A 20,387-nucleotide genomic window follows, 5' to 3' on the forward strand; every position below is an offset into this window, starting at 1 on the left:
GTCGTCGTCCCCGTCGTCAACGGCAAGGTCGACTTCTACAACAACGCCGGCAGCGTCAACCTCATCGCCGACATCACCGGCTACTACAGCGGCAGCGGCTCCGTCGAGCACAACGCCGGCCCGGTCCGCGTCATGGACACCCGCAACGGCACCGGCGTCCGCCGGGGCACGGTCGGCGCCGCCGCCAAGGTCACCCTGACCGTCGGCGGCAAGAACGGCGTCCCCGTGAACGCCACCGCCGTCGTCCTCAACGTGACCGCGACCGGGGGCACCTCCTCCAGCTACGTCACCGTCTACCCCGACGGCGCCACCCGGCCCACCGCGTCCAACCTCAACTTCAGCGCGGGCGAGACCATACCCAACCTGGTCGTCGTCCCCGTCGTCAACGGCAAGGTCGACTTCTACAACAACGCCGGCAGCGTCAACCTCATCGCCGACATCACCGGCTACTACACCGGCAGCTGAGCCCACGGCGGCGTACCGCCGCGGCGTACGCCGGACGCGCGTGTGCGCGCCCGCGGCACACGGGCCTGGTCACGAACGGAAAAGCGTTCGTGACCAGGCCCGTCCACGTCGGCGGCTCCTGGCTACGGAGGATGTGGGCCGAGCCGACGAGCAGGGTGGAACGACACCATGGGCGTCGCCCGCATGGAACGCCTCAAGCACATCCGCGGCCGAGCACTGCTGGTGTCCGAGCCGGTGGCGTGACTGTGAGGATGGGGAGCGGCTGCCACCGGGCAGCCCGTACGAGCACGATGGAGCAGTCAGGGTGTCGCAGCAGGGACCGCATGGCCTGGTCGAGCGGATGGAGCATCACCAGGTCACGATCTACCTCGCGGCGATGGCCGTCGGCGGCCTGCTGGGCCGGCTGGCCCCGGCAGCCGGCCCGGGGTTGCTGGAGCACGCCATCAACCCCGTCCTCGGTGCCCTGCTGTTCGTCACCTTCCTCCAGGTCCCGGCCGCCGAGCTGGTCCGCTCGCTGCGCGACGGCCGGTTCCTCGCAGCCGCCCTGGTGGTGAACTTCGTGGTGGTGCCGCTGGTCGTCGCGGCGATGTTCGCCTTTCTGCCCACCGATCAGGCCGTCCGGGTCGGGGTGTTGCTGGTGTTGCTGTGCCCGTGCGTGGACTACGTGATCGTCTTCTCCGGGCTGGCCGGCGGCTCCAGCCGCCGTCTGCTGGCCGCGACCCCGCTGCTGCTCGTGGCCCAGATGTTGCTGCTGCCGCTGTTCCTGTACCTGTTCTTGGGCTCGGCCCTGGCCGACATCGTCGAGGCAGGTCCGTTCCTCGAAGCCTTCGCGTTCCTGATCGTCATCCCGCTCGCCCTCGCCTGGGCCCTGCAGGCGTGGGCCGCACGCCGGCCAGCCGGGCAGAAGGTCGCTGATGCGGCGACCACCACGATGGTGCCGTTGATTGCCGCGACCCTGCTGACGGTGGTCGCCTCCCAGATCCCCAAACTCGACGACAGCCTCACCGACGTCGCCGCCGTCGTCCCCTTCTACGTGCTGTTCCTGGTGGTCATGGCCGTCGCGGGCAAGACCGTGGCCCGGCTGTTCCAGCTGGAGACCGGCGCCGGGCGGGCGATCGTCTTCACCGGCGCGACCCGCAACTCCCTGGTCGTGCTGCCCCTGGCCCTGGCACTGCCCGACAGCCTGGCCGTCGCGGCGGTCGTCGTGGTCACCCAGACCCTGGTCGAGGTCCTCGGCATGGTCGCCTACGTTCGCCTCGTCCCACGTCTGATGCCGGCGGGACGGTCCGTGCACGCGTGACAACACAGCCATGACGCAACCGCGGGGCCCCGGTGCCGGTCAGGAGTCGCGAGGTCCGATCCCGGTTTCCGGCGCTGTGGGGCCGCCTGCGGTGCCAGGCCCTCGTGCGAGCTCCGGTGGTCGGTTCCGGAGTGCTCGTTAGGGTGTCGTCAACGGTTTTCCAAAGAAACAGTCAACCAAGACAGCCAGACAGGGGGACAGCCGTGGGCACTGCGCGGATGAGCAGTACGCCGTTGCCGGGGATCGGGGTGCGCTACGACCTGACCACGCGGGAGCAGCGCCGCCTGTCGGTGGTGGCCCACCGGGACGGTTCGCGGACGCTGAACGCGTACCAGGAGGATGATCCGGACGCGTGCGCGCTGTCGGTGCGGCTGACCGCGGGGGAGGCGGAGGCGGTCATCGACGCGATGATGCCGAAGCACCACAGCCCGAGTCTGCTGTCGACGACCGAGTTGGGGCTGGTGGCGGAGCGGGTCGAGCTGTCCACCACGTCGCACTGGAACGGGCGGCTGCTGGGTGAGACCCGGATGCGTACGGAGACCGGTGTGTCGATCGTGGCGGTGCTGCGCCGGGCGGAGGCGATCCCGTCCCCGGGGCCGGACTTCCGGCTGGCCGGGGGCGACATCCTGATCGTGATCGGTACGCGTGAGGGCGTGGATGCGGCCGCCGCGACACTCGGGCGGGAGTGATCCGCGGTGCACTCGTCTGCGGTCTTCCTGATCGAGTTCGGCGCGATCATTCTCGGTCTGGGGCTGCTGGGCCGGTTCGCCGGGCGCTTCCGGTTCTCCCCGATCCCGCTCTACCTGCTGGCCGGGCTGGCCTTCGGGGAGGGCGGTCTGCTCCCGCTGGGGGCCAGTGAGGAGTTCGTGGCGATCGGCGCCGAGATCGGCGTGATCCTCCTCCTGCTCATGCTCGGCCTGGAGTACACGGCCAGCGACCTGGTCTCCAATCTGAAGACCCAGTACCCGGCGGGCCTGGTCGACGCCGCGTTGAACGCGCTGCCCGGTGCGGCGATGGCGCTGCTGCTCGGCTGGGGCCCGGTGGCGGCCGTGGTCCTCGCCGGGGTCACGTGGATCTCCTCCTCGGGTGTCATCGCCAAGGTCCTGGGCGACCTGGGTCGGCTCGGCAACCGGGAGACCCCGGTGGTCCTGAGCATCCTGGTCCTGGAAGACCTCTCCATGGCCGTCTACCTGCCGATCATCACGGCGCTGCTGGCCGGGACCGGTCTGGCGGCGGGCAGTCTGACGCTCGGTATCGCGCTCGGTGTGGCCGGGCTGGTGCTGGTGGTGGCGGTGCGCTACGGCAGGCACGTCTCCCGGTTCGTCTCCAGCGACGACCCGGAGAAGCTGCTGCTGGTGGTGCTGGGAGTGACCCTGCTGGTGGCGGGGCTCGCTCAGGAGTTGCAGGTCTCGGCGGCCGTCGGCGCGTTCCTGGTCGGCATCGCCCTGTCCGGCGAGGTCGCCGAGGGCGCGTACAACCTGCTGGCCCCGTTGCGGGACCTGTTCGCCGCGGTGTTCTTCGTCTTCTTCGGCCTGCACACCAACCCGGCCAGCATCCCGCCGGTGCTGCTGCCCGCACTGGCGCTGGCGGTCATCACCGCGCTGACGAAGATCGCCACCGGCTACTGGGCGGCCAAGCGGGCCCGTATCTCGGCCAAGGGGCGCTGGCGGGCGGGTGGCACGCTGGTCGCCCGTGGCGAGTTCTCCATCGTCATCGCCGGGCTGGCCGTCACCGCCGGCATCGAGCCCTCGCTCGGCCCGCTGGCCACGGCATACGTGCTCATCCTGGTGATCGTCGGCCCGCTCACCGCCCGCTTCACCGAGCCCGTGGCCCTGCGTCTGGCCGCCCGGCTGGGCAAGTCCGAACCGACGGGCCGGGCACAGGCTCAGCCGCCGCTCGTCAAGCCGCAGGACGCGGTGGACGACCAGGACGCGGTCCGCCGGTCATGACCGAGGACGGCTGCGCGGCGCTGACGCAGCGGGACGTTGCACTGCTGCTCGTCGCCCTGGCCGTCTTCCTCGGCGGGCAGCCACGCGCCACTCCAGGTAAGGGATGCTCGTGTCGAGCCGCCTGTCGGCTGTCGGCTGTAGAAGACGGGCCGTTGAGTGCGCGGCCGTTGAGGCGTCTGTCCGTTCAGCGGCTCATCGCGCTGTGGTCGGCCACACCGATGCTCAGGCGTTGAACGGTGCCGTCCCTGCTCGCTCCCGCCATCGGACCGAACACCCGTCTTTCCTGGTGGCGGACACGAAGACCGGTGCTGTCCGGGCCCCTCAGGCGAGGAAGTGCTCCATCAACCGCGCTGCCGTGATCGCCCCCACGGTCCGCACCGCCTCTGCGTCGCCTTCGACGACCGCTACCAACGGCGTATGCGTCCGCACCATCAGCGCGGCCACCTGCGCGGCACCCGCATCGGGCCCCACCACCGTCGGCAATGTCCGAGGCCGCGGCAGCCACTGGGCGACCGTCAGCCCGTCCAGCTGCTCCGCCAACGACTCAACCTCGGAGTCGCGCAGCGCGGAGGCCAGAACATGGCTCTCCAGCACGAAGTCCGGCACCAGGACCCGCAGCAACTGCGACCCCGGCACGATCGCGTACGGCCGCCGGTCGGCATCCAGCACCAGCAGTGCCGGCAACCGCTGCTCCACGAAATACCGCGCCGCCGCCACCGCGTCGTCGTCGGCGAACACCGCCGGATACTGCTCGGCCAGATCACCCGCCCGCATACGCCACCACCTCGTGAACAGCCGACCGGACGCTCCGGCCCGCTCCCGGAAACCACCGGCAGCCCCATTGTCCGTCAGCGTGGACCGGGCCCACTAGCGCGCCACCGGTCGCGTGGCACGACGGGGTAGCTGACCATCCGCCGGGCCCTTGACCTGATGGTGACACATTCCACGGGCGACACAGGCACGCACTGGAGCGGCTTCGGCCAGGGCGTCGTCCTGGCACTCATTCAGGCAGGCGGCCGACCGGGCCATCCCGCACCGCGAACACCCCGACAGCTCCAACGGCGGTGTCGCTCTCCGGCCGTTCGGGGGACACGCGGGCCGCCTCCGGCGCGTTCCCGCCCCTCCGGGGCATCCCTGGGAGGAACGGAAAGGACACATGATGCCGCTCTATCTGTCGAGGTTCAGCTACACGCCGGAGACCTGGGCGAGGCTGACCGGCCACCCCGAGGACCGCGCGAAGGCCGCGCAGTCGTACATCGAATCCGTCGGCGGGGAACTCCATGGCTTCTGGTACGCCTTCGGCACCCACGACGGCTACAGCCTGTGGGAGGCCCCGGACAACGTCTCCATGGCCTCGGTCGCACTGGCGATCAGTGGAGGCGGCGCGCTCAGCTCGTTCGAGACGACCGTTCTCCTCACCGTCGACGAGACGATGGACGCCCTGCGCCAGGCCGGACGAATCCAGTACCGGGCTCCTGGCACGTAGCGGTCCTACGGCGTGCCGAGACCGTTGGTGGACCCGGGGCCGAGGGAGACTCCCGAGCGCCGGTCCGGGGTGGCCTGATCACGTGGCCGGTGGACGAGTTCCTCGCGCGGCTCGGGCCGGCGCGCCGCTTCCCGGCCTGCGCAGGCAGCTGCGTCTGCACCTCCGCGAAGCGGGGCGACGCCGCGCGTCATGACATTCCGGACCCTCCTCAGCCGATCCGGTCACTCACGGTCGCAAAGTGGTCACGAAGTCCTGGAATCTGTCCAGGAGCATCACATGGGCTGCACACAGCCCTTCGAAAGTCTCGTTAGCGTTACAGGCCGCCCGATCCCGTAAGGGGGTCGCGATCAGGCCACGGCCGGGTGGGCCCCCGGCGCAGCCAGCTCAGGAAGACCGCAGATGGACTACTGCTCCTCGTGTCGTCGGCATCTCAACGGCGCCCTGGTGTGTCCGGGGTGCGGTGCCTATGCCCCCGACATCGCCCCGCGCGCCGGGGGCGCCCGTACCGTGCCGGTGCCGGTTGGTCGGTACGACGACCGTCCTCCCGTACGGGAAGCGGCCGGCGCGGCAGGCGATGTCGACGAGGCCGACGGGGTGCCGCCCATACCCCAGGGGCGGGCGGCACGGCGGCGGCAGAGGGACCGCTGGAAGAAGCGGCAGCGGCGGGCGGTCGTGGCGACCGCCGTGGCACTCGTCGGCGGCGGACTGACCGTGGCCACCATGGAGCGGAGCGGCACCGACCGGACCCAGGCGGTCACGGCGCCGGAGCACACGGATGTGCCCGCCACGCAGGAGCAGGGAGTACCGCAGCCCCGGCACGCGCGCCCGTCCGCGCCGCGACCCGACGCCCACCGCCCCTCCCGCTCCACCCCGTCCCCCTCGCGCACCGAGCCCACGCACCGGCAGCCCGCGGCCGCCGCCCCCCGCAGCACGCCGTCCGACATCCAGCCGGACTACGCCGCTCCGCCGCGTCCTCGTACGGCACCCACGACGGCCCCGCAGCCGCGGACCACCCCGCCGGCCACCGACCGGACGGCTCCCGACCGCACCGACCCGGCCCCGGCGGAGACGACGCCGTCCTCCCCGCCGGCCGACAGCTCCGGCGGTTCGGGCACGGCGACGACGCCGACGAGCCCCTCGACGACCGACCCGTCGTCCCCGCAGCTCTGCCTCCTGGTGGTCTGCCTCGGCTGACCCCGCCTCACGGGGCCCCGCGCCGGTGGCTCCGCATGCGCACGAACTCGCCCTCGTTCGAACGGTTTCGGCCACCTGACGGTGGAAGTGCCGCAGCCGGGCCGGTGATCGGTAGACGATCAGCACCGGTCAGAAGACGAGAGGGAGTCCCATGAGCGCAGTCGGCACCGCCCACTTCGATCCCGCGGCCGAGTTCGACCGGCAGGTTCGTACGCTCACCGAGCTCGGATACCCGAAGCTGTCCGGCCTCCCCGCGGAGGAGTTCGCCGCGCTGCTCGAACCGCTGCGCGCCGCCGCACCGGCGACGGAGCAGGGTTACGACCCGGAGGCCGGGCGCGTGCCGTTCGTGCTGGTCGTCACGCGGGAAATCGCCCCGGTCGAGGAGACGATGCCCCGTACCACCCTGCACGGCGGCAAGCTGCCCGGGTTCGTCGACCGCTCGTTCGAGCCCGGCGCCCTGGAGCGCTTCGTCGCGACGGAGGAGACGGACCTGCCGGACCAGCGCGCGTACCTGCTGACCGGCGTCGAACGCGGCGAGGAGTTCTGCGGTGTCGTACCGCGCGACGCCATGGACACGATCGCCGGGCGCGGGCGGACCCTGCTCACCATCGAGGAGGGGGTCGCGCTCGTCACGCACTTCCCGCAGGTGCTGGTGAAGAACAAGTGCTTCTCGCTCGGCGGCTCGCGGTCCGGGGACCGCCGGGTGCCCGCGATCTGGATCAGCCAGCAGGCGCCGAAGCTGGGGTGGTGCTGGGAGGGCAACCCGCACACCTGGCTGGGCATGGCCTCCGCGGCCGGCCGACGGGCTCGGTGAGCCTGTCTCACTGGCCTGGGCGGCCTCAGTGCCCTGAGTCGGGAAAGGAACGCCAGGATCATGAAGAACCGGGCCTGATCGGTGATCTCGTGCCGCGCGGGCTCGCGCAGCCGCCGCAGCAGCTCGTCGCGGCCGGCCTCGGTCAGCGTCAGCACGTACCGCTGGGCGGCCGCCGTGCCCGGTTCGGTGCGGCGGGTGAGCAGGCCGCGCTTCAGCAGTCGGTTGATCGCCGGGTAGAGACTGCCGTCGCTGACCGGCCGGGTGTGCCCCGACAACTGCTCGACCCGCCGACGCAGCTCATAGCCGTGCAGCGGGCCTTCGGCGAGGTATCCCAGGATCGCGAGCTCCAGCACGCCTCCATGGTCCCACTGTCGATACGCCTCAAGGCCCGTCCTCCCGCTGGCAGCGGGGGCACCACACCGTCGTCCGGCCCGACATGCGCGACCTGCGCAGGGCGTCCCCGCAGCGCGGGCACGCCGGGTCGGGGTCGTCGCGGTGGCCAGTGAGCCAGGACGGGCGGGGCGGGACGCGGCCGGCGGTGTTCGCCGTGTGCAGCGTGCGGCGCATGTGGATGTAGAGGCGGCGGCGTTCCGGGGCAGTCAGGTCGCTCGCCCGGGTGGTGGGCGGCAGCTTGGCGCGCCACAGGATCTCGTCGGCGAGCAGGTTGCCGAGTCCGGCCAGGACGGACTGGTCGGTGAGGACGGCCTTGACGCGGCCCCGGCGGGAGGAGAGCGCCGCCTCGAACTCCTCCCGGTCCACCGCGAGCGCGTCGGGTCCCTGCCCATCCAGAATCCGTACGACGTCGGAGTCGTCGCCGGCCAGCCACAGGCCCTGGAGCTTGCGCTGGTCGCGGTAGCGGAGCTGGCGGCCGCCGCGCAGGGTGAACAGGACGCGGTCGTGGGGCTCGGTGGCGTCGTCGGGGCGGGCGCAGTCCAGCCGGCCGGTCATGCCGAAGTGCAGCAGGAGCGTGGGGCCGCCGCCGGTCCGCGCCAGCAGCCACTTCCCGTGCCGCTCCGCCTTCGTGAACCGCCGCCCCTCCAGCGCCTCCCGCAGCCGCCGCACGCCGACCCCGTGCAGGACGCCCGCGTCCCGTACGTCGACGCGCTGCACGACCCGGCCCTTCGCGCAGGACTCCAGCACCTTTCGGAACCCCTCGACATCCGGCAGCTCGGGCATGGGAGACGCCGCCCTTCGACTGGCTGGGAAGCCTGGCCTTCTCCTTCGATCGTCGGTCATGGACCGGCCACAGCGCATCCCGAGGCCGCCGCCTCCCTCGCTCGCCCCGCAGCAGCCCCAGGCCGGCCCATCGCCGGGTGGGCCATCACGAACATCAGCCGGCCGATGTCCAGCGGCTCCGCCGCCGAGACCACACGCGCCACCGCGACGTAGCGCTCGGTGTGACTGACGTAGGAGCAGTCGCCCGACCAGATCTCCACGCTGTGCCCGGAGGCGATGATGGACGAGCACAGGGCGGCCAGCGCCACGCCCCGGTGGTGCACGGCCGAGTGCGGGGTGGTGTTGACGTACCCGTTGGGCACCAGGAAGGTCTGGCCGCGTCGGGGCGGGACCCCTCCCAGTGCGGCGAGATGAATTCCCGCCCCCGGCAACCTTCCGCGCGCGGGTGGCGACCAAGTGACGTACACCGCACCCCACGTGGAAGGCCCTCCATGCGCACCCCCGCACCTGCCAGGTCAAGCCCGCACCGCCGGCGCAGGCTCGGCCGACCCGCCAAGTGTCTGCTCGCCTCCGGCGTCGCGCTCGCCGCGGCGGCAAGCCTGGGCGTCGCCAACGCCGGTACGGAGAGCGGTGACAGCGGCGCCGGTGCCCGCGCGGAAGTCTGCGACGCGTTCGGCACGATCGCCCTCGGCAAGTACTACGTGAACAACAACCTCTGGGGGCAGGACAACGGCTCCGGCAGGCAGTGCGTGTGGGACACCGCGCACAGCGGCGACACGATCGGCTGGGGCACGGAGTACACCTGGTCGGGCACCGACAACGAGGTGAAGTCCTTCGCCAGTGCGGTGCTCGGCTGGCACTGGGGCTGGAAGGCCGACCAGGCCGCCACCGGGCTCCCGGTCAGCGTGGGGGACCACAAGGACGTCACCACGTCCTGGGACTTCGACGTCAGCGCCGCCGCCGGGACCATGAACGTCGCGTACGACCTGTGGCTGCACACCAAGTCCGACGTCGACTGGCGGGACCAGCCGAGCGACGAGGTCATGGTCTGGCTCAACCGTCAGGGCGGCGCGGGCCCGCTCGGCGAGAAGGTCGCCACGGTTAACCTCGGCGGCGCGTCGTGGGACCTGTACGAAGGCGACATCGGCTGGAAGGTCCATTCCTTCGTACGGACCGACAACACCACCTCGGCCGACCTCGATCTGGACGACTTCCTCGGCGAGCTGGTGCGGCGCGGGTTGTTGTCCGACACGAAGTACCTGACCGGGGTCGAAGCCGGTACCGAGGTCTTCACGGGCACGGGCCGGGTCGACACCCGGGCGTACTCCGTGGACGTGGGCTGACCGCCGAGCCCGTCGCCGCTTCCGCGTAACTTCTCCCCCCACAACCGGCCAACCCCCATCTGTCACTCATCACAGGATCGGAGAAATGTCATGCGCAGGACGAGCGCACTCCCCACAGCGCGCCACGGCCGCCGCAGCCGCAAGACCCTGACCGTTGCCGCCGCGGTCACCGCCGGTGCCGCCCTCGCGGCCCTCGGCACCGCGTACGCCACCTCGGACCCGGCGGCGGACGCGGACGCCGCGCCGCGGGCGCCCGCCGGACCCGTCGGATACGGCGCCGGGACCACCGGCGGCGAGGGCGGCGAGACCGTGACCGTCTCGGACGCGGCCGGGTTCACCGAGGCCGTGCAGAGCGACGGGCCCCTGGTGGTCAAGGTCGACGGCACCATCGAGCTGAGCGAGATGACGAAGGTCGCCGGTGACAAGACCGTCGTGGGCGTGGGCACTGCCGGGAAGATCACCGGCAGCGGGCTCAACGTCAGCGGCGTCCAGAACGTGATCATCCAGAACCTCACGTTCAGCGGCTCCAACGACGACGGCATCAACGTCCAGGAGTCGTCGAAGGTCTGGCTCGACCACAACGACATCTCCGGCGCCAAGGACGGCGGCCTCGACATCAAGCGCGGCTCGACCGACATCACCGTGTCCTGGAACCACGCGCACGACCAGGACAAGAACATGCTGCTCGGGCACTCGGACGACAACGGCAGCCAGGACACGGGCAAGCTGAAGGTGACGTACGACCACAACTGGTTCGACGGCACCAACCAGCGCAACCCGCGCGTCCGCTTCGGCAACCCGGTGCACGTCCTGAACAACTACTTCAGCGACATCGGCTCGTACGGCGTCGCGTCGACCCAGGACGCGGGCGTGCTCGTCGAGGGCAACTACTTCGAGAACACGGAAGACCCCTTCCACCGAGGCGAGGGCGACTCCGGCCCCGGCGGGCTCGTCGCCAAGGACAACCACTTGGAGAACTCCGGCGAGGGCCAGTCCGGCGGCGACGTCGCGGCGATCCCGTACGACTACACGGCGGAGCCGGCCACGGCCGTCAAGGACTCCGTCACCAAGGGCGCGGGCGTCGGAAAGCTCTGACCGACCAGGTCTGAGCGAGCATGTCAGGGGCCCCGGGACATCTGGGGCCCCTGGTGTTGCTGCTTGTCAGTTCAGGTGGTTCAGTCGTCGGCCGCGGCTCTCGGCGATACGGAGGGCGTCTCGCAGCGCCTCGGTGAGGCGCTCGGCGAGGTAACGGAGGTCGCCGGGCGGGGTGTCGGGGAGCAGGGCGAGGGCGTGGTCGACGAGTGCGTTGCCCATGTGGAACTGCATGGCCTCCATGGCATCGGCCCATCGGGAGACCGGTCCGCCGTGGTGGTCGTTGATCAGGTAGCAGTGCTTGCCGTCGGGGCCGGAACGGGGAAGCAGGCGGGGTTCGTTGGCCATCAGGCCACCTCCAGCCCATGGATCCAGTACGGGCCCGGCATGTCCTGGCCCAGTGCGGCCAGGGCCAGTTCACGCCGGTGCTGACGTTGCTCGTGAGCGGTCAGGTACGGGCGTACGGACCGGGTCGCCGTGGCGTCCAGTGGGGCGTTGTCCTGGGCGTAAGGGCTGTGGGGCGGGAGTGGGGGGATGGCGCGGTGAGGAAGACCGACGGGCAGGACGGGTGCCGACGGCTGGGGGCGGGATTTCCCGCCGGGCCCCCTCAACCGTAGGGACATCCAGGCGCCGAGTCGGCGGATAAGGTCGCTCATGTCAACAGCTCCGATTCGCTTGGCTGGTGGCCGCGCCCCCGGACGGCAGCACCCGTCGCGGGGGTCTCTCATGCCGCGTTTATTCTCGATCTACCGCAGTCTACTGCGGTCGCGTGGTCTACCGCAGAGTTTTAGCGTCCACCGCATGAGCCCCGAGCTTGACCGCACCCGTCCTGTCTGGCGGCAGGTCGCCGCAACCATTGCCACGCGCATTGCCGACGGTGAGTACCCGGTCGGTGCTCGTGTGCCGTCTGTCGTCGAGTTGTCCGCCGAATTCGGTATCGCGTCCTCGACCGCGCAGAAGGCACTCGCCCACCTCAAGAGCGAGGGGCTCATCCGAGCCGAGGTCGGCCTGGGCTCGTTCGTCGCCGAGCGGCCCGAGAACGCAAGCGCCGAAGAAGACGCGTAGGCAGGGCGGGCGGCACATCTCGCCGAAGGCGCTGCGGCGGCTCGGCCTCAGCGCGAGGGCAACGTCCGCCGTGCCGCGCTGATGAGGTTCTGCGCCTCAGCGCCGTACACGGCGGACTCCTGGAGTGTGTTCCGCGCGAGCAGTTCGTGATACGACTCGGGCTGGCCGGTTGCCTCCGCCCACTTGCGCAGGTCATCGGGCGTGGGAGTCTGCCTACCGTTCTCCAGCCTGCTGACCTTGGACTTGTTCCAGCCGTACCGCTCGGCGAGTTCCGTACCCGTGAGTCGTCCTCCAGGGGCGGAGAGCCGGAGTTCGCGCAGCCGTACCCCGAGTGCTTCTCGTGCCTGCTGGTAGTCCGTGCTCACCGGTATACACCTCCCTCAGTCCTCCTTCGTGGTCAACCGTGCCGCGAACTCCTCGTACGGAACGGCATGATGCAGCGCCGCGTCGCGCACGATGGCGTACCGCAAATACTGCAGAGGGCTCCGTGATCAGCTCGACGCTGACCAGGTTGTCGGCGTCGTCGAAATTGAGCAGCGCGACCAGCCGCGAGTCGAAGATCCAGAAGTCTTCGGCGGGCAGGCCAAGGCGGTCGGCATCCGCTCGCCGGAGGTTGAGGATCTTCTCGCCGACGGCGCTGTTGCGACGTGCATTGTCGAGCAGGTAGAGCTGGCCGGCCGTGGGCGGGCTGTCGACGATACGGACACGCTCGAATCGCTTGCCGAGCGCCACCTGCTCACGGCGCTCCGCGCACCATTCCGCATCGGCTCCCTCCCAGTTGACGGGCTCACCGCGCCTGAACTAGTCGTAAGTGTCGGTGAGCTCGTCCGATGCGTACCGGCGCCGGGTCTCCAAGCGCCACGCCGTGTGCTCGAACTGCGTGAAGAGCCGGTCGAACTCGTCCAGCCCGATGATGTTCGGCACTCGGACCACCTCCTTCGGGCCGAAGTCGACCAGAAGCTCGCGCGGCACCACGTTGGGCACCTCGCCCTCGTTCGGTACGCAACTTCACCGAGGAATAGAGCAACTCCGCGCAACTTCCATGGCGCCTTACAACGCCGGCTCCCTACCGTCGCGTTCATGGCTGGAACACACCAAGCGCATGACGTCGATCCCTTCATGGCCACCGAGCGTCTGAGGTCGGCCCTTTCTCGGGCGGGCATCGTGCTGCCGTCGCTCGGAGTCGACGCCGGCTCGCCCGCTCTTGGGCTCGTGGAACTGGGGCGCGTACGCGCCGACGTGGCCATGCGGCTGGCAGAGGCGCTCCGGCAAGGCGGCGACGAATGAACGCCACGGGCAGGTCTGGCGAGGACGGTGGCCTCCCGCCCCGGATGACGCTGCGGGTCCACACAGTGGACCGTGCGGGCCGCGTCACGAGCGACTCGGGCACGCACGGCTTCAAGGGCGCCGAAGCGGAGACAGCTGTAGGCCTCGGGCAGGAGTTCCCTCCGTGCGCCTGCACAGGCCACCGGGTCATGAGGGCAGCCCGATGAGCGCTCCTGCCACCGATACCGCCTCGTTGTCCCCAGAGTGCGCTGTCGCCCTCCGCCCCGGTTACGAGGACCTGCACACGGAGTGCCGCCAGACGGAGGACGTTCCTCTGCCCTACGTCACAGGACTCCTGCTCGTGCGCCGCTGCACCTGCCTGTGCCACGACTACAACGACCAGGGCTCCACCCAAGTCTCCCGATCCAGCCAGGTCAACCAGTAGTTCCTCGCTGAACCGGGAAGCGCAAGGCGCCCGCGCCGCCCCCAGCCCAGCGCAGGCTGACAGGCGGGACGGGCTCGCATCGGTACGGCACGACCAGCCTCCGAAGGAGTAGCCCATGACCGTCACGCTCGACCGGCCCGCCCGCACCCGCACACGGGACTCGAAGGAGCTCCTCAACGCCGTCCAACCCCACATCAAGCACCTGACGATCAACGTGCTGGACAGCGGCATGCCCTCTGGGACCGCGAGGTCGCCCTGCTGCTGCGCGACCACACCGCGAGGGAGGGGCGGCCACGACCCCAGCGCGAGGCCGGAGGTCGATAGGCCGTAGCCGCTCCGCGCCAGGTGGGCGGGGCGAAGGTGGGTTGCCCGAGCGGCCGGACGGCTTGAAAACCCTTGTGCGGCCGGGCGCAGGCAGTTGGCGGCGAATCCGGCGACGGCGGTCAGTCCTCGATCCGCACCGGCTTCCGCACGGTCACCTGGTCCAGTTCGGAGGCCCTGACCGTCGCCTCCATTGTCCAGGTGCCGCCGAGGGGCAGGTTGAGGGTGTTGGTGCCCCAGTAGCCGCCCTGGTCGGTCAGGCGGGCGTCTATGGGGCCGATGTCCTGGGCCGGGAGCGTGAGGGACAGGCGCACTTCGGGCACCGCGGCCAGGGCGCCGTCGGAGCCGATGACCACGGCCTGCACGTTGTTCTCGCCCACCCGGCCGGGGTCGAGGGTGATCTGGAGCCTGCCCTGTCCGCCCGGGGTGCCGGTGTCGAAGGGGATCGTGGTCAGGGACGTCACGGGCAGCGCGCCCGCCGGGGCCGCCTGCGCCGCCTCGGCCTCGGCGCGGCCCGGCAGCGTGCCGGTGAGCACGGTGGTGACCGCCAGCACCGCCGCGGCGACGGCGGCCTCGGCCAGCACGGAGCGGCGCAGGCCGCGGCGGTAGGTGTCGGCGGAGGGCGGCTGCGGTGGCTCCGGGTGGCCGGCCTTGTCCGCGTCACCGTGCCGGTCCGGCCCGTCCCCGCCACCCGGCCGGTCCGGCCCGTCCCCGCCACCCGGCCGGTCCGGCCCCTCCGCGTCACCCGGCCGGTCCGGCCCGTCCGCGCCGTCCGGCCTGTCCGGCCCTCCGGCCGGCGGACCGCCCACCGGCTCCGGCACCCGTTCCCGCACGCTTACCTGCGCGCTTGCCGGTACCAGGGCCGCCGTCCAGCGGCGGGACTGGGACGCCACCAGCAGCAGCGCGGTCACCAGCCCGAGCTTGACGACCAGGAGGCGGCCGTACGAGGTTTCGGTGAGCGCCGACACGGAGCCGAGGCCGCGCCAGGACTGGTAGACGCCGGTGACGACGAGGACGGTCACCGAGGCGAAGGCCGCGCGGGAGAAGCGGGTGACCGTGGCCGGGGGCAGCCGTGGGCCGTCCGAGCGGCGGAACAGGAGCGTGAGCAGGGCGGTCAGGCCGCCGAGCCAGACCGCAGTGGCCAGCAGGTGCAGCACGGACGACGTCATCGCCACCGGCACCTGGATCCCGGCGGAGGCGTGCTCGGAGGCGGCCCAGGTCAGGGCGAGTCCTACGGCGAGGGCGCCGCCGGAGGCGAGGACCAGCGGGCTCGGTTCATCGACCAGCGGGCCAGGCTCGTCCCCGTCACCTTCACGGCGCCGGAACAGCCGTACGAGGAAGACCGCCGCTGCCAGGAGCAGGATCAGCCGGGCGAGGAGGGCCAGGCCCGGGCGGCTGGTCAGGGTTTCGGTGAGGGACGAGGTGTCGAAGGCGGCGGCCGGTCCGGTGCCCGCCTCGTAGGGGGCGCGCAGGAGCAGCAGGGCGAGTGTGGACGCCAGCAGGGTCCACCAGCCGGTGCGGAGCAGGCGGCGCAGGGGGGTCGCGTCCGGCGGGCGGCACAGGAACACGAAGGCCGCCGTGCCGACGAGCAGGGCGGCGGCGACGTAGGCGAGGTAGCGGGCGGTGTCGTAGAGGCCGCCGGTGACCGGGTCCTCCTCCGGGCCGGTGTCCACGGGCCCGGACGTCGCCGACGGTTTGCCGACCGAGAAGCTGAACGCGCCGGACACCGGGTGGCTGTCCGCCGACACCACCCGCCAGGCCACGGTGTACGTGCCCTGGTCGAGGTCGCCCGGCAGCGACACCCGGACCGTGTCGGCGCCCCCGGCGTGCCGCGCCTCGCCGGTGTGCAGCCGGCGCCGGTCCGGGTCGAAGACGCGGAAGGAGTCGTCGAGCAGTCCGACGGACTCGGTGAAGGTCAGGGTGAGGTGCCGGGGGGCGGACTTGAGGACGGTGCCGTCCTTGGGGTCGGTGGCGCGGAGGGCGGCGTGGGCCGACGCCGTTCCGGCGCCGCCGAGGAGGAGCAGGACCAGCACGGTGCCGAGCAGCACCAGCCCTTGAAGCGGCCGGGTTCCGCCGCACGTACGCCGGTCCGGTCGTCGGTACGACCCCGCACGGCCGCGTCCGTACCCGCGCGCATCACGGCGTCCGTGCCCGCGCCCATCGCCGCGTCCGAGGCCACGCGCAGCGCCGCCTCGGTACGGTTCCGCACCGCGGCCTCCGTACGCCCCCGCACCCCCGCGTCCGCGGCCCCCCGCACCGCCGTCACCGTGCGTACGCCGGCCGTGTCGTCCCTCGCCATCGGGCCCTTCGTCCACGTCGTCTCTCCGCCTGTCCTGCTCGCCGCCGCCTCTCGGATACGTACGGACGAAAGCCCCGGCCCACTCACCGCACCCACGGCCGCACGCCGCCCGCGACGACCCGTGCGCCCATCCAGGTACCGGCGGGCACAGTGAGCTGGGGATGCCGACCGCTCTTGGTGTCCGGGCCCAGCACTGCGGTGCGCGAGGTGCCGTGCGGGGCGAGGAGGAGCAGCTCCAGCGGGTCGCCGAGGTAGACGTGGTCCTCCGGCGTCGCACGGGAAGGCTACCTCTCGGCGGGAAACGCAACCTCCCTTGTGAGGAACGCCAGTTGGGCCTTCTTCTCCGGCAAGTACACGTCGGGCAGGTCGACTTCCCGCAGCTCGACCGCCGGACCGGGCGTGAAGCCCTGCCGCAGGAAACGGGCGATCGCCCTCTCGTTGCCCACGTCCGGATCGACCACGATCCGCGTGCGGTCCAGGCCCAGCAGGACGTACGACACCATGACGGCCACCAGCGCCGACGTCCAGCCGGGCCGCGCGCCGCCCGGTCCGGCGGGCGCGAGCAGCAGGTGGATGCCGATGTCGCCGGGCTCGACGGCATACACCTCGCCGACCCGGTCGGCCCCCGGCTCGTAGGTGTGGAGCAGCGCGGCCGGTTCGCCGTCCTTCACGACCAGGAAGGCGTGGTGGGTGTCGAGGGTGCCCATGTGGGCGTAGATCCCGGCCACTTGGTCGCGGGTCAGGCCGTTCATGCCCCAGAAGGCGGCGCGTTCCCCGCTCATCCAGCGGTGGATCACGGCGGCGTCGGCCCGCGTGTCCAGTGGGAGGAGGCGGACAGTGCCAAAGCCGTCGACCGGCTGCTCGTGGACGGCGGCGCGGGTGGCGTACGGGTCAGACATCGGTCTCCTCCTCCAACTCCATCTGCTCCCAGTCGGTGACGACGGGGACGAGGTCCCCCTTGAGCCACAGCGGCAGTTGGTCGCGGTGGTGCGGCGAGCCGGGGTCGCCCGAGGCGCCGAGCGGGACCACCCAGCGGCTGTCCTCGCGGCGGGCCAGGTCCCACACGTACCGGGCGGCGGGGCCGCGCGCGGCGCGGTCGGTGACGCCGGGGACGGAGGACGTGCACAGCACGCAGTCGTGGTCGCCGGACAGGGCGGGTCCGTCGGACGCCCGCTCGGCGGGCAGCGGACGCCACGGGGTCAGCCGGTGCGTCTCGCCCCAGGTGGCGGGCGTCCCGGCGGCGGCCGCCTCCTCCACGGCCGCGCGCACGAGCGCCGGCCGGTCGACGCCGTACAGCTCCTCGGCGCGCAGCAGGTGTCCGAGGGCGGTGCCGATGCGCGGGGCGAGGGCGAGCCAGGGCTGGAAGACCTCCGGGTACGCGGGCGGCGCCGCCAGCCCGGCGAACGCCTCGTGCGCCGCCAGCCGCCGTACGACCGCGCCGCGCACCGCCGCGAACGCCGCCGCGCCGGAGCTGTCCGCGTCCATGCGGCGGTCCCAGCGCAGGAGGCGGTCGCGGAGGGCGGCGGCCCCGGGGGAGAGGCCGTCCAGGGCGGCCAGGTGGTCCAGCAGGGGGGCGGCGGAGGCGAGGTGGGTGTCGGTGTGGATGGCCGGCATGTCGGCGGGCGACCAGCGGTCCTTCCCGGCGATCATCGAGGCATGGACGTCACCCTTCACCTGGCCCAGGATCCGGACGCCGACGAACTCCTCGGTCGCAGCCCGCTCGCCGCGCTGGTCGGGATGCTGCTGGACCAGCAGATCCCGATGGAGTGGGCGTTCAAGGGACCCCGTGTGATCGCGGACCGGCTCGGTGCGGACGACCTGGACGCCCACGACATTGCCGTGCACGACCCGGAGTCCTTCGCCGCGCTGCTGTCGCAGAAGCCGGCCGTGCACCGCTACCCGGGCTCGATGGCCAGGCGGATCCAGCAGCTCTGCCAGTACCTCGTGGAGCACTACGACGGAAACGCCGAGCTGGTCTGGAAGGGCGTCGCCGACGGCCGGGAACTCCTCCGGCGCCTGGAGGCCCTGCCCGGCTTCGGCAAACAGAAGGCACAAATCTTCCTCGCCCTCCTGGGCAAGCAACTCGGCGTCCACCCGGAAGGCTGGCGTGAGGCCGCCGGCTCCTACGGCGACCCAGAGTCCTTCCGCTCCGTCGCCGACATCACCGGCCCCGAGTCCCTGACCAAGGTGCGCGCCCACAAACAGGAGATGAAGGCAGCGGCCAAGGCCGCCAAGGCCGCCCGAAAGTAACCGCCGGCCGCACAGCAGCCGACACCGACGCGCAAGGCACTCGCAAACCACAGGCATGTGTTCCGCGCCCCATCCACGCGCCCAGTGACTCGCAAGCCACGGCAATACGTGCCGCCTGCCCACCCACCCGCGCCGGACGACGGCGCGAAAGGTGCCCGCAAGCCGCACGCCGCGGCGCCACACCCGGCCATGCCGCAATCCGCGGGTATGCGTGCCTCCCCCAGTGCCTCAAGGCGCCTTAAGGGCCTGGGAGGTGCCCCCAGGGCGGCACGGGTGGGCGCGGGCGGGCGGCACCCCGTCAGCGCCGGGCCGCGCGAGCCACCCCCGGCCGCCGCACCGCCGAGCGACCGGCAATCACGGTCCAGCCGACGCAGTCAACCCGCGGCACCCCGCGGCGCCGGGTGCGCACCCGACCCCCGGCCAGCACACCAGCCCACGGTCACGCTCGTAACCCAACTGCGCCGCAGCCGGCGTAAGCCGCTCGGCCCACCACCACTGGCACCGCGCTCCCGCCCAGGCCAAGCATGGATCATGGCCGAGGCACCGAGCGGCTCCCCCTGGGGGCCGGAGTACGACGACCGCAGGGTCCACGCCCGGCATGCACCCACGACGGCCCGCGAACCCGAGCCACCCCTCCAAGGCCCCCTGCACGTGCTGTCCCGCGCCGCCTGGCAGACCGTCCTGCTCACCGGCGTCTCGTCCCTCGTCCTGGGCATCCTGGTCCTGGTCTGGCCCGGCGCCTCGCTGCTGACGGCCGGCGTACTCTTCGGTCTCTACCTCGTCATCAGCGGCGTCCTCCAACTCGCCGCCGCCTTCGGCACCCACCGGACGACCAGCCTGCGCGTCCTGGCCTTCGTCAGCGGCGCCCTGTCGGTCCTGCTCGGCCTGTTCTGCTTCCGCGGCCCCCTGCAGTCCCTGCTGCTGCTCGCCCTGTGGATCGGCATCGGCTGGCTGTTCCGCGGCCTCACCCAGACCCTGGCCGCCGTGCACGACCCGGCCATGCCCGCCCGCGGCCGGCAGATCTTCCTCGGCGTCCTCACCGCCGTCGCCGGGATCGTCCTGATCGACGCGCCGTTCGAGTCCGTCGCCGTCCTCACCCTGGTCGGCGGCATCTGGTTGGTCGCGGTCGGCGCCACCGAGATCGTCACCGCGCTCGGCATCCGCGCCGGCGCCCGGCAGATACCCCGCGCGCTGTGACCGCCCGCACCTGCCCCCAGTCCCGCCGTACGCCGAGCGGGCGGATCCGGCGGCCGGTGCGAGGCACTCCATACGCCCGGCGGGGAGATGACCTCCCATGAGCCCCGCACCGCACCGCGCCGTCCACGCCCTCGCGCACTCCTGGCCGCGGATGCTCGTGCTGCTGCTCATCCTGCTCGTGCCGCTCTCGCTCGCCACCGCGCCCGCGCTGCCCGCGGCCACGGTGGTGAGCGAGAGAGGCGGTACGCCCGCCGAGTACGACCTCCTCGACACCGCCGCACGCCCCCCGGCCCGATCCGGCCGGCGTCCCGTCGCACCCCTGCGTCCGGCGCCCCCGCCGCTCGTCCCGGCCGCATCCGCCACGGCCCGCCCGGCACCCGCGCCGCCGGGGCCGTCAAGGCCGCCATACGCCCTGCGCGCCCTGCGCTCCGTGGTCCTGCGCTGCTGAGCGGACCGGTCAGCCCGGAACCGGTCCGTCCGACCGGCCGCGTCGACACCGGTCCCCACCAGCACGACTCAGCACGACGCAAGGAGCACAGTCATGCCCAATGACCCCTACGCGGTCCTGCGCGCCCTGCTGCGCGCAGAGGCCCTGCGCAACGCGCCCAAGCACGAGCCGAAGGCGGAGCCGCGGGCCCGCCGGCAGCACCCGAAGGACCGGGAGCGCGGCTGAGTGAAGCGACGGCGCGGCGGAGGCGGGAAGCCCCACCGGGGCCTACCGCCTC

The 20,387-nt window shown here is 72.0% G+C and carries 23 protein-coding genes and 6 pseudogenes; 17 read left to right on the forward strand and 12 right to left on the reverse strand.

All coding sequences use genetic code 11. The annotated features are described in order from the left end of the window. The 4 genes and pseudogenes from H8R17_RS45805 to H8R17_RS25410 all read left to right on the forward strand — a co-directional run. Positions 1 to 465, forward strand: a pseudogene (locus tag H8R17_RS45805) (hypothetical protein); the annotation flags it as partial. Between the two features lie 340 nt (positions 466 to 805). After that, positions 806 to 1,765 (forward strand): bile acid:sodium symporter, encoded by a 960-nt coding sequence (locus tag H8R17_RS25400; RefSeq protein ID WP_187825587.1) that lies wholly within the window; start codon positions 806 to 808, stop codon positions 1,763 to 1,765. A gap of 218 nt (positions 1,766 to 1,983) precedes the next feature. Beyond that, the gene (locus H8R17_RS25405; protein ID WP_187825525.1) at positions 1,984 to 2,454 is read left to right on the forward strand and encodes a cation:proton antiporter regulatory subunit; all 471 of its coding nucleotides are present in this window, start codon (positions 1,984 to 1,986) and stop codon (positions 2,452 to 2,454) included. Between the two features lie 6 nt (positions 2,455 to 2,460). Then, positions 2,461 to 3,714 (forward strand): cation:proton antiporter, encoded by a 1,254-nt coding sequence (locus tag H8R17_RS25410; protein ID WP_187825526.1) that lies wholly within the window; start codon positions 2,461 to 2,463, stop codon positions 3,712 to 3,714. 321 nt (positions 3,715 to 4,035) lie between these two features. On the opposite strand, the gene H8R17_RS25415 is transcribed toward H8R17_RS25410, so the two are convergent. Beyond that, on the reverse strand, positions 4,036 to 4,488 hold the full coding sequence (locus tag H8R17_RS25415) for a hypothetical protein (protein WP_187825527.1): 453 nt from the start codon (positions 4,486 to 4,488) through the stop codon (positions 4,036 to 4,038). A gap of 385 nt (positions 4,489 to 4,873) precedes the next feature. Here H8R17_RS25415 and H8R17_RS25420 point away from each other — a divergent pair, with 385 nt between their 5' ends. The 3 genes from H8R17_RS25420 to H8R17_RS25430 all read left to right on the forward strand — a co-directional run bounded on the left by H8R17_RS25420 (position 4,874) and on the right by H8R17_RS25430 (position 7,208). Continuing rightward, complete coding sequence (locus H8R17_RS25420) at positions 4,874 to 5,200, forward strand: GYD domain-containing protein (protein ID WP_187825588.1); 327 nt, start codon at positions 4,874 to 4,876, stop codon at positions 5,198 to 5,200. A gap of 399 nt (positions 5,201 to 5,599) precedes the next feature. Next, positions 5,600 to 6,394: a hypothetical protein gene (locus tag H8R17_RS25425; RefSeq protein WP_187825528.1), complete on the forward strand. Its 795-nt coding sequence runs from the start codon at positions 5,600 to 5,602 to the stop codon at positions 6,392 to 6,394. Between the two features lie 151 nt (positions 6,395 to 6,545). Further along, entirely contained in the window at positions 6,546 to 7,208 is a 663-nt protein-coding gene (locus H8R17_RS25430) for a DUF5701 family protein (RefSeq protein WP_187825529.1), read from the forward strand. A 35-nt stretch (positions 7,209 to 7,243) separates the two neighbouring features. Here H8R17_RS25430 and H8R17_RS25435 read toward each other — a convergent pair. From H8R17_RS25435 to H8R17_RS25445, 3 genes and pseudogenes are all read right to left on the reverse strand, one after another. Next, positions 7,244 to 7,561 (reverse strand): annotated as a pseudogene (locus H8R17_RS25435) (PadR family transcriptional regulator); the annotation flags it as partial. A gap of 28 nt (positions 7,562 to 7,589) precedes the next feature. Beyond that, positions 7,590 to 8,384, reverse strand: a complete 795-nt coding sequence (locus tag H8R17_RS25440) for an Fpg/Nei family DNA glycosylase (protein ID WP_187825530.1) — start codon at positions 8,382 to 8,384, stop codon at positions 7,590 to 7,592. 56 nt (positions 8,385 to 8,440) lie between these two features. Continuing rightward, entirely contained in the window at positions 8,441 to 8,746 is a 306-nt protein-coding gene (locus tag H8R17_RS25445; RefSeq protein WP_262505498.1) for a hypothetical protein, read from the reverse strand. A 129-nt stretch (positions 8,747 to 8,875) separates the two neighbouring features. Here H8R17_RS25445 and H8R17_RS25450 point away from each other — a divergent pair, with 129 nt between their 5' ends. Further along, positions 8,876 to 9,727, forward strand: a complete 852-nt coding sequence (locus H8R17_RS25450) for a GH12 family glycosyl hydrolase domain-containing protein (RefSeq protein WP_187825531.1) — start codon at positions 8,876 to 8,878, stop codon at positions 9,725 to 9,727. A gap of 90 nt (positions 9,728 to 9,817) precedes the next feature. After that, the gene (locus H8R17_RS25455) at positions 9,818 to 10,822 is read left to right on the forward strand and encodes a polysaccharide lyase family 1 protein (RefSeq protein ID WP_187825532.1); all 1,005 of its coding nucleotides are present in this window, start codon (positions 9,818 to 9,820) and stop codon (positions 10,820 to 10,822) included. Positions 10,823 to 10,888: 66 nt separating this feature from the next. On the opposite strand, the gene H8R17_RS25460 is transcribed toward H8R17_RS25455, so the two are convergent. Together H8R17_RS25460 and H8R17_RS25465 are read right to left on the reverse strand one after the other, a co-directional pair. Further along, positions 10,889 to 11,167 carry a hypothetical protein gene (locus H8R17_RS25460; RefSeq protein ID WP_187825533.1) on the reverse strand — a complete coding sequence of 93 codons (279 nt, stop codon included), beginning with the start codon at positions 11,165 to 11,167 and terminating at the stop codon, positions 10,889 to 10,891. Next, positions 11,167 to 11,475 (reverse strand): hypothetical protein, encoded by a 309-nt coding sequence (locus tag H8R17_RS25465; protein WP_187825534.1) that lies wholly within the window; start codon positions 11,473 to 11,475, stop codon positions 11,167 to 11,169. Before H8R17_RS25465 ends, H8R17_RS25460 begins: the two co-directional genes overlap by 1 nt. A 145-nt stretch (positions 11,476 to 11,620) precedes the next feature. On the opposite strand from H8R17_RS25465, the gene H8R17_RS25470 reads away from it, so the two are divergent. Continuing rightward, the gene (locus tag H8R17_RS25470; RefSeq protein WP_187825535.1) at positions 11,621 to 11,884 is read left to right on the forward strand and encodes a GntR family transcriptional regulator; all 264 of its coding nucleotides are present in this window, start codon (positions 11,621 to 11,623) and stop codon (positions 11,882 to 11,884) included. A gap of 131 nt (positions 11,885 to 12,015) precedes the next feature. Here the strand turns inward: H8R17_RS25470 and H8R17_RS25475 are convergent. Next, positions 12,016 to 12,249: pseudogene (locus H8R17_RS25475) on the reverse strand (helix-turn-helix domain-containing protein); the annotation flags it as partial. A 15-nt stretch (positions 12,250 to 12,264) separates the two neighbouring features. Continuing rightward, positions 12,265 to 12,880 (reverse strand): annotated as a pseudogene (locus H8R17_RS47380) (DUF6879 family protein); the annotation flags it as partial. A 493-nt stretch (positions 12,881 to 13,373) separates the two neighbouring features. Here H8R17_RS47380 and H8R17_RS25485 point away from each other — a divergent pair. Together H8R17_RS25485 and H8R17_RS25490 are read left to right on the forward strand one after the other, a co-directional pair. Beyond that, entirely contained in the window at positions 13,374 to 13,595 is a 222-nt protein-coding gene (locus H8R17_RS25485; protein WP_187825536.1) for a hypothetical protein, read from the forward strand. Between the two features lie 115 nt (positions 13,596 to 13,710). Beyond that, positions 13,711 to 13,926: a hypothetical protein gene (locus tag H8R17_RS25490; protein ID WP_187825596.1), complete on the forward strand. Its 216-nt coding sequence runs from the start codon at positions 13,711 to 13,713 to the stop codon at positions 13,924 to 13,926. A 112-nt stretch (positions 13,927 to 14,038) separates the two neighbouring features. Here the strand turns inward: H8R17_RS25490 and H8R17_RS25495 are convergent, their stop codons facing one another. Next, positions 14,039 to 15,964, reverse strand: a complete 1,926-nt coding sequence (locus H8R17_RS25495; protein WP_187825537.1) for a copper resistance protein CopC — start codon at positions 15,962 to 15,964, stop codon at positions 14,039 to 14,041. A gap of 99 nt (positions 15,965 to 16,063) precedes the next feature. On the opposite strand from H8R17_RS25495, the gene H8R17_RS47385 reads away from it, so the two are divergent. Then, positions 16,064 to 16,369 carry a hypothetical protein gene (locus H8R17_RS47385; RefSeq protein ID WP_187825538.1) on the forward strand — a complete coding sequence of 102 codons (306 nt, stop codon included), beginning with the start codon at positions 16,064 to 16,066 and terminating at the stop codon, positions 16,367 to 16,369. Here H8R17_RS47385 and H8R17_RS25505 read toward each other — a convergent pair. The 3 genes and pseudogenes from H8R17_RS25505 to H8R17_RS25515 form a co-directional block, all read right to left on the reverse strand. Continuing rightward, positions 16,320 to 16,475: pseudogene (locus H8R17_RS25505) on the reverse strand (cupin domain-containing protein); the annotation flags it as partial. The gene H8R17_RS47385 and the pseudogene H8R17_RS25505 overlap by 50 nt on opposite strands. A gap of 24 nt (positions 16,476 to 16,499) precedes the next feature. Continuing rightward, the gene (locus tag H8R17_RS25510; RefSeq protein WP_187825539.1) at positions 16,500 to 17,114 is read right to left on the reverse strand and encodes a GNAT family N-acetyltransferase; all 615 of its coding nucleotides are present in this window, start codon (positions 17,112 to 17,114) and stop codon (positions 16,500 to 16,502) included. After that, positions 17,107 to 17,865 (reverse strand): annotated as a pseudogene (locus H8R17_RS25515) (penicillin acylase family protein); the annotation flags it as partial. The gene H8R17_RS25510 and the pseudogene H8R17_RS25515, both read right to left, overlap by 8 nt. 6 nt (positions 17,866 to 17,871) lie before the next feature. Between H8R17_RS25515 and H8R17_RS25520 the strand changes: the two are divergent. The 4 genes from H8R17_RS25520 to H8R17_RS47390 all read left to right on the forward strand — a co-directional run bounded on the left by H8R17_RS25520 (position 17,872) and on the right by H8R17_RS47390 (position 20,335). Further along, positions 17,872 to 18,465 (forward strand): HhH-GPD-type base excision DNA repair protein, encoded by a 594-nt coding sequence (locus H8R17_RS25520; RefSeq protein WP_187825540.1) that lies wholly within the window; start codon positions 17,872 to 17,874, stop codon positions 18,463 to 18,465. 531 nt (positions 18,466 to 18,996) lie between these two features. After that, positions 18,997 to 19,662 (forward strand): HdeD family acid-resistance protein, encoded by a 666-nt coding sequence (locus H8R17_RS25525; protein WP_187825541.1) that lies wholly within the window; start codon positions 18,997 to 18,999, stop codon positions 19,660 to 19,662. A 97-nt stretch (positions 19,663 to 19,759) separates the two neighbouring features. Next, positions 19,760 to 20,110: a hypothetical protein gene (locus H8R17_RS25530; RefSeq protein ID WP_187825542.1), complete on the forward strand. Its 351-nt coding sequence runs from the start codon at positions 19,760 to 19,762 to the stop codon at positions 20,108 to 20,110. Positions 20,111 to 20,203: 93 nt separating this feature from the next. Then, the gene (locus tag H8R17_RS47390; RefSeq protein ID WP_262505500.1) at positions 20,204 to 20,335 is read left to right on the forward strand and encodes a hypothetical protein; all 132 of its coding nucleotides are present in this window, start codon (positions 20,204 to 20,206) and stop codon (positions 20,333 to 20,335) included. Positions 20,336 to 20,387 lie beyond the last annotated feature (52 nt).

Source organism: Streptomyces sp. TRM68367 (assembly GCF_014495685.1).
Classification (GTDB): domain Bacteria; phylum Actinomycetota; class Actinomycetes; order Streptomycetales; family Streptomycetaceae; genus Streptomyces.